At 72.6% G+C, this 6027-nt stretch carries 4 protein-coding genes and 1 pseudogene; 1 reads left to right on the forward strand and 4 read right to left on the reverse strand.

The features are described from left to right. The first annotated feature begins 113 nt into the window (after positions 1–113). Positions 114–1205, forward strand: coding sequence for a TRAP transporter substrate-binding protein (locus NON00_RS19360; RefSeq protein ID WP_256024349.1), 1092 nt, complete (start codon positions 114–116; stop codon positions 1203–1205). A gap of 81 nt (positions 1206–1286) precedes the next feature. Here NON00_RS19360 and recN read toward each other — a convergent pair whose 3' ends face one another. From recN to NON00_RS19380, 4 genes and pseudogenes are all read right to left on the reverse strand, one after another. Next, entirely contained in the window at positions 1287–2957 is a 1671-nt protein-coding gene (gene recN, locus NON00_RS19365) for a DNA repair protein RecN (RefSeq protein WP_256024350.1), read from the reverse strand. 258 nt (positions 2958–3215) lie between these two features. Next, positions 3216–4070: an outer membrane protein assembly factor BamD gene (locus NON00_RS19370; protein ID WP_256024351.1), complete on the reverse strand. Its 855-nt coding sequence runs from the start codon at positions 4068–4070 to the stop codon at positions 3216–3218. Between the two features lie 113 nt (positions 4071–4183). Further along, positions 4184–5131, reverse strand: coding sequence for a UDP-3-O-acyl-N-acetylglucosamine deacetylase (gene lpxC / locus NON00_RS19375; RefSeq protein WP_256024352.1), 948 nt, complete (start codon positions 5129–5131; stop codon positions 4184–4186). Positions 5132–5425: 294 nt separating this feature from the next. Next, positions 5426–6027: pseudogene (locus NON00_RS19380) on the reverse strand (hypothetical protein); the annotation flags it as partial.

A 6027-nucleotide genomic window follows, 5' to 3' on the forward strand; every position in this document is an offset into this window, starting at 1 on the left:
GGCGCATGGCAGGGCTGCGCGGCAATATTGTTATTCCTGGCCCCCTGGTCCTGGACGCTTTGTTGTGGTTCCTGCGCCTTCTCACGCAAGATCAAACGGCAGGAAACTCTACGATGCGCCGTCGCGCCCTGTTCCGCCAGGCGAGCCTCGCCACTGGCACCGCCGCCGCCCTGGCCATGCCGGCCATCGCCCGCGCCAATCCGGCGCTGCGCTGGCGGATGACCTCCTCCTATCCGAAGTCGCTGGAGACCATCTACGGCACGGGCGAGACCTTCGCCCGCATCGTCTCCGAGCTGACGGACGGGCAGTTCCAGATCCGCGTCTTTGGCGCTGGCGAGATCACTCCGCCGCTCCAGGCGCTGGACGCGGTGCAGGGCGGCAATGTGGAATGCGCCCACACCACCAGCTTCTTCTACACCGGCAAGAACGAGGCTTTCGCCATCGGCACCGGCCTGCCCTTCGGCCTCAACACCCGCCAGCAGATGGCGTGGATGTATGAGGGCGGCGGCATCGACCTGATGAACACCCTCTACGCCAAGTTCAACGTCTTCGGCCTGCCGCTGGGCTCGACGGGGGCGCAGATGGGCGGCTGGTTCCGCAAGGAAGTGCCGACGCCGGCCGACCTCAAGGGGCTGAAGATGCGCATCGGCGGCCTCGCCGGCACGGTGCTGGAGCGCATGGGCGGCGTGCCGCAGCAGCTCGCCGGCGGCGATATCTACCCGGCGCTGGAGCGCGGCACGATCGACGCCGTGGAGTGGCTTGGCCCGGTGGATGACGAGAAGCTGGGCTTCGTCCGCGTCGCCCCCTTCTACTACTACCCGGCCTGGTGGGAGGGCGCGGCCAGCACCCATTTCTTCTGCAACCTCGACCAGTACCGGGCGCTGCCGAAGCACTACCAGGCGGCCATCCGCACCGCCTGCGTCGAGGGCTCGCAGTGGATGGTGGCGCGCTACGACACCCACCACCCGGCGGCGCTGCGCCGGCTGGTGGCGCAGGGCGCGAAGCTGCGGCCCTTCTCGCGCGAGATGCTCGATGCCTGCGCCCGCACCTGGGAAGAGCTGGAGCGCGAGATCGTCGCCCGCAACCCGGATTTCGCCGCTATCCATGCGAGCTGGAGCAAGGGGCGCGACGAGATGCGGCTGTGGCACCGCATTTCCGAGCTGAGCTTCGACAATTATGTGGCCCAGCTTTCCGCGCGCCGCTGAACATACTTTGCGCGGGGTCCGGGGTGGCCGTGCCACCCCGGCGGGAGGGTCCAGGGAGGGCGGCGCCCTCCCTGGCCAAGCTTACCGCAACAGCGAGTCGGCCGCCGCCCGCGCTGCCTCGGTGATGGTCTCGCCGGCCAGCATGCGGGCGATTTCCTCGCGCCGCGCCTCGGCCGAGAGGGCTTCCACCCGCGTCTCCGCCCGGTCTGCCCGCACGCCCTTGGCGACGCGCCAATGCTGCGCCCCGCGCGCCGCCACCTGCGGCGAATGGGTGACGACGAGCACCTGCAACCGCTCCGCCACGCGCGCCAGCCGCTCGCCCACCGCCGCGGCGGTGGCGCCGCCAATGCCCGAGTCGACCTCGTCAAACACCAGGGTGGGCACGGGCGAGCCGCGCGCCAGCACCACCTTCAGCGCCAGCATCAGCCGCGACAGCTCGCCGCCCGAGGCGATTTTTTCCAGTTGCCCCGGCCGTTGGCCGGGATTGGTGGAGACCAGGAAAGTGACCCGGTCCTGCCCGTCGGCGGCCCAGGCGCGTTCCTCGCGCGCGGCGATCTCGATATGCAGCCGGGCGCGGTCCAGCTTCAGCGGCACCAGCTCGGCCGCCACGGCCTGCTCCAGCCGGCGGGCGGCGGCGGCGCGGGCGGCGGAGAGGGCCTCGGCCTCGCGCTGATAGGCGGCGCGGGCGGTGCGGGCGGCCTCCTCCAGCGCGGCGGCGCGCTCCGCCCCGGCATCCAGCGCGGCGAGGCGGCTGGCGAGGTCGCGCAGCAGCCCCGGCAGTTCCACCACCGCCACGGCGTGCTTGCGGGCGGCGGCGCGCAGGGCGAAGAGGCGCTCCTCCACCTGTTCCAGCCGGCGGGGGTCGGGGCCCAGCTCGCCGGTCAGGCGCTCCAGCAGCCCTTCCGCCTCGGAGAGCGCGTCCTGCGCCTGGCCCAGCGCGGCCAGGATGGGGGTGGCTTCCTCATTGGGGGCGGGCAGGCGTTCCAGCGCGCGGGCGGCGTTGCGCAGCGCGGCGGCGGGGCCGGCGCTGCCACGGCGGTCACGCGGCTGAAGCTCGGCCAGGGCGGCGGCCACCGCCTCCGCCCGGCGCTCGCCCTGCTGCATGGCCTGCCGCTCGGCCGCCAGGGCTTCCTCCTCGCCCTCCACCGGCGCCAGGGCGGAGAGTTCCTCGACGGCGTGGCGCAGCCATTCCTCGTCGCGCTGGGCCTGGGCGATGGCCTCCTGGGCGTCCTTCAGGGCGCGCTCGGCGGCGCGCCAGGCGCGGAAGGTATCGGCCACCCGGCCGCGCTGCCCCTCCAGCCCGCCAAAGGCGTCCAGCAGCCCGGCATGGGTCGCGGGATCGGCGAGGCCCACCTGGTCATGCTGGCCCTGCACCTCGACCAGCAGCGCGCCCAGGCGGCGCAGCAGGGCGACGCCCACCGGCTCATCATTGACGAAGGCGCGGGAGCGGCCATCGGCCTGCACCACGCGGCGCAGCACCAGCTCGTCCTGCGTCTCGATGCCCTGCTCGCGCAGCAGGTCGTTGGCGGGGTGGGCGGGGGGAAGCTGGAAGCAGGCGATGACGGAGGCCTGGGCCTGCCCGGCGCGGACCATGCCGGCCTCCGCCCGCTGGCCGAGGGCGAGGCCCAGGCTGTCGAGCAGGATGGACTTGCCGGCGCCCGTCTCACCCGTCAGCACGGTGAGGCCGGCGCCCAGCATGAGGTCCAGCCGCTCGATCAGGACGACATCGCGGATGGCGAGCGAGGTCAGCATGGCGCCTTCTGCACCTGCATGGCGGGTCAGCCTCCTGCCGGCCTCTGCCGCACCGCCTGGGCCGTGTCAGAGGCTGTTGGACAACGTTGGGCGCCTGTGGCCTTGAGGGGGCTTTGCCCCCTCGCCCCCAGCAGGGGACGGGGTCCCCTGCACCCGCCTCCAGAAAGGGTTTCCAAAGGCCTCAGGCCTTTGGTCGGGAGAGTTTGAGAGGGGTGAAGCCCCTCTCAAGAGGCAGCGCCGGACGTCTCAAGCCCTCTCTCAGAACACCGAGTTCCAGGCGCGGCGGAAGAAGCCGGGGCGCTCCTGCGACTGCTGGGCCTCGATGGTCTTGCCATCGACCAGCAGGGCATAGGAATCCTCATACCAGGAACTGCCCGGGTAGTTGTGGCCGAGCACGCTGGCGGTGCGCCGCGCTTCCTCCGGCAGGCCGAGGGCGAGGTAGATTTCCGTCAGCCGGTGCAGCGCCTCGGGGACGTGGTTGGTGGTCTGGTAGTCTTCCACCACGCGCCGGAAGCGGCCGATGGCGGCGGAGTAGAGGCCGCGCGACTCATAGAAGCGGCCGATATTCATCTCGCGCCCGGCGAGGTGGTCGCGCGCCAGATCGATCTTCAGCCGGGCGTCGCGGGCATAGGCGCTGTCGGGGAAGCGGTTGACCACGTCCTGCAACTGGCCGAGCGCGGTTTCCGTGCCGCGCTGGTCGCGCTCGGCATCGACGATCTGCTCGTAGTAGCAGAGCGCGCGCAGGTAGTAGGCATAGGCGATGTCGCGATGCGCCGGGTGGAGCTGGATGAAGCGGTCCAGCCCGCCGATGGCCTCGGTGTAGCGGTTGCGCATGTAGTCGCCATAGGCGGACATCAGCGTCGCGCTGGTGGCCCAGGTCGAATAGGGGTGCTCGTTGGCGACGCCATCGAACATCTCGACCGCCTGCTGGTAGCGCTCCTGCCGCAGGGCATCGATGCCCGCCGCGTAGAGCGCGTCCGGCGACTGCTCGGCCATCGAGGCCTTCGGGCGCAAGGAGCTGTCTTTGCCGTCCCACTGCGAGCAGGCGCCCGCCAGGAGGGGGGCGGCCAGGATCAGGGAGAGGCGGAGGGTGCGGTTCAGGCGGGTGCGCATGGCGCCCGCTCTATACCACGCGCCCCGGGCGGGACGGCAAGGGGGGCGGGACATGATGCGGGCAGCCGTGTGGTCGGGGGGGCGGGGAAGGGGATGGGAGGGCGTGGCGGCGCTCAGGCCGCCACGGCCTCGGCGGCGCGGCGCGGCGCGCGGGAGAGGGTGAGCTCCTCCTCCATCTCATCCTGCCAGCGCCAGGCGGTGGCGTCGGCGAAGAGGGCGCGCAGCAGCCTGTTGTTCAGCGCATGGCCGGAGCGGCTGCCGCTGAAGCGGGCGGAGAGCGGCGCGCCGGCCAGGGCGAGGTCGCCCACCACGTCGAGCAGCTTGTGGCGCACGCATTCATCCTCGTGCCGCAGGCCGCCCGGGTTCAGCACCATCGGGCCGTCCACCACCACGGCATTGTCCAGGCTGCCGCCCTGGGCGAGGCCGGCGGCGCGCAGCCGCGCCACATCCTCGGCCAGGGTGAAGGTGCGGGCATTGGCCAGGGACTCGCGGAAGCTCGCCTCGGTGACGCGCAGCGTCAGCGCCTGATGGCCGATGGCGACGGAGGGAAAATCGATCTCCAGCGCGGCCTCGAAGCCCGGCGTGGCGGTGGGGCGCAGCTCGGCCCAGGCGGCGCCGTCCTCGACGCGCACCGTCTTCAGCACCTCGATGGTGCGGCGGGGCAGCAGGCTGGCGGTGGTGCCGGCGCAGTCGATCAGGAAGAGGAAGGGGGCGGCCGAGCCGTCCATGATGGGCACTTCCGGCCCGTCCACCTCGACCAGCACGTCATCGAGCCCGCAGGCGGCCAGGGCGGCCATCACATGCTCGATGGTGCCGATGCGCGCCTCCGGCCGCCCGGGGAGGGAGAGGGCCGTGCAGAGGCGGGTGTCGGAGACGAGGTCGAAGCGCGCCGGGATGTCGAGGCCGAGATCGGTGCGGCGGAAGACGATGCCGTGCCCGGCCGGGGCGGGGCGCAGGGTCAGGCTGGCACGGTGGCCGGAGTGCAGGCCGACACCCACGCAGCCGATGGCCGCCTTGAGCGTCCTGCGCCGATCCATCCCTGCTGCGAGGAAACCGTCCATCACTGCCCCATGCACTGTCTGGCCTGTAAACGTGCCGGCAAGGAATCCTGCCGCAGGCCGTTGCGTCATGATCTAGATGGCAGGGGGCGGCGGCCAGGGCGAGTCAACCCTTATTACCGATTATTTCCGTCGAGGTTTCGCTGCTAAGTGCTTGATGGAAAACGCCTAATGCGATGCAAAAAGCCCCGCGCCGGAGGCGCGGGGCTGGGCTGTGTGAGGGGGTTTGAAACAGGCTCTCGCCGGCGTGATCGCCATGGTGATCGCCGGCGGCCTGCCCGCCGCCTGCTGCTGCCGTCAGTTGTTCTGGCGGCGCAGGAAGGTCGGGATGTCGAGGCCCATTTCCTCGGCCGGCGGGGCGACGGGGGCCGGGGCGGGGCGCGGCGCGGCCTGCTGCGGCTGGGCCACCGGCTGCGGCGCCACGGGGCGCGGCGCGTCACCCTCGGCCGCGAGGTTGCGGCGCATCAGCCCCGTCGCCTTGCGGAAGAGGTTGAAGCCGCCCGAGCTGGCCGGCGGGGCGGAGACCGGCGGCGGCGCCATCGGCCGCGGCGTGGCGACGGCGGGGCCGCGCATGGCCGGCAGCTCGGTATGGGCGAGCGGGGCCGGCATGTCCTCGGGCGAGGGGGCCTCGACCGGCTGGGAGGCCGGCGGCTCGAAGGAGACGGGCGGGTTGACCGGCGCGGCCGGCGCCTGGCCATAGCCATGCGGCAGGGCCTGCTGGCCGCCCTGGTAGCCATGCGCCATCCCCCCCTGGGCCATCCCCCCTTGTGCCATCCCCTGGGGCAGGCTGGGGGCCATGCCGGCGGGGCGGCGCGGGGCGCCGGCATTGGGGCCGGTGCCGACGCGCACGGGGGCGCTGGGCTGCGGCATGGCCGGGCGCTGCGGCGCCGTGGGGGCGC

This window comes from Roseomonas sp. GC11 (assembly GCF_024437745.1).
Lineage (GTDB): Bacteria > Pseudomonadota > Alphaproteobacteria > Acetobacterales > Acetobacteraceae > Pseudoroseomonas.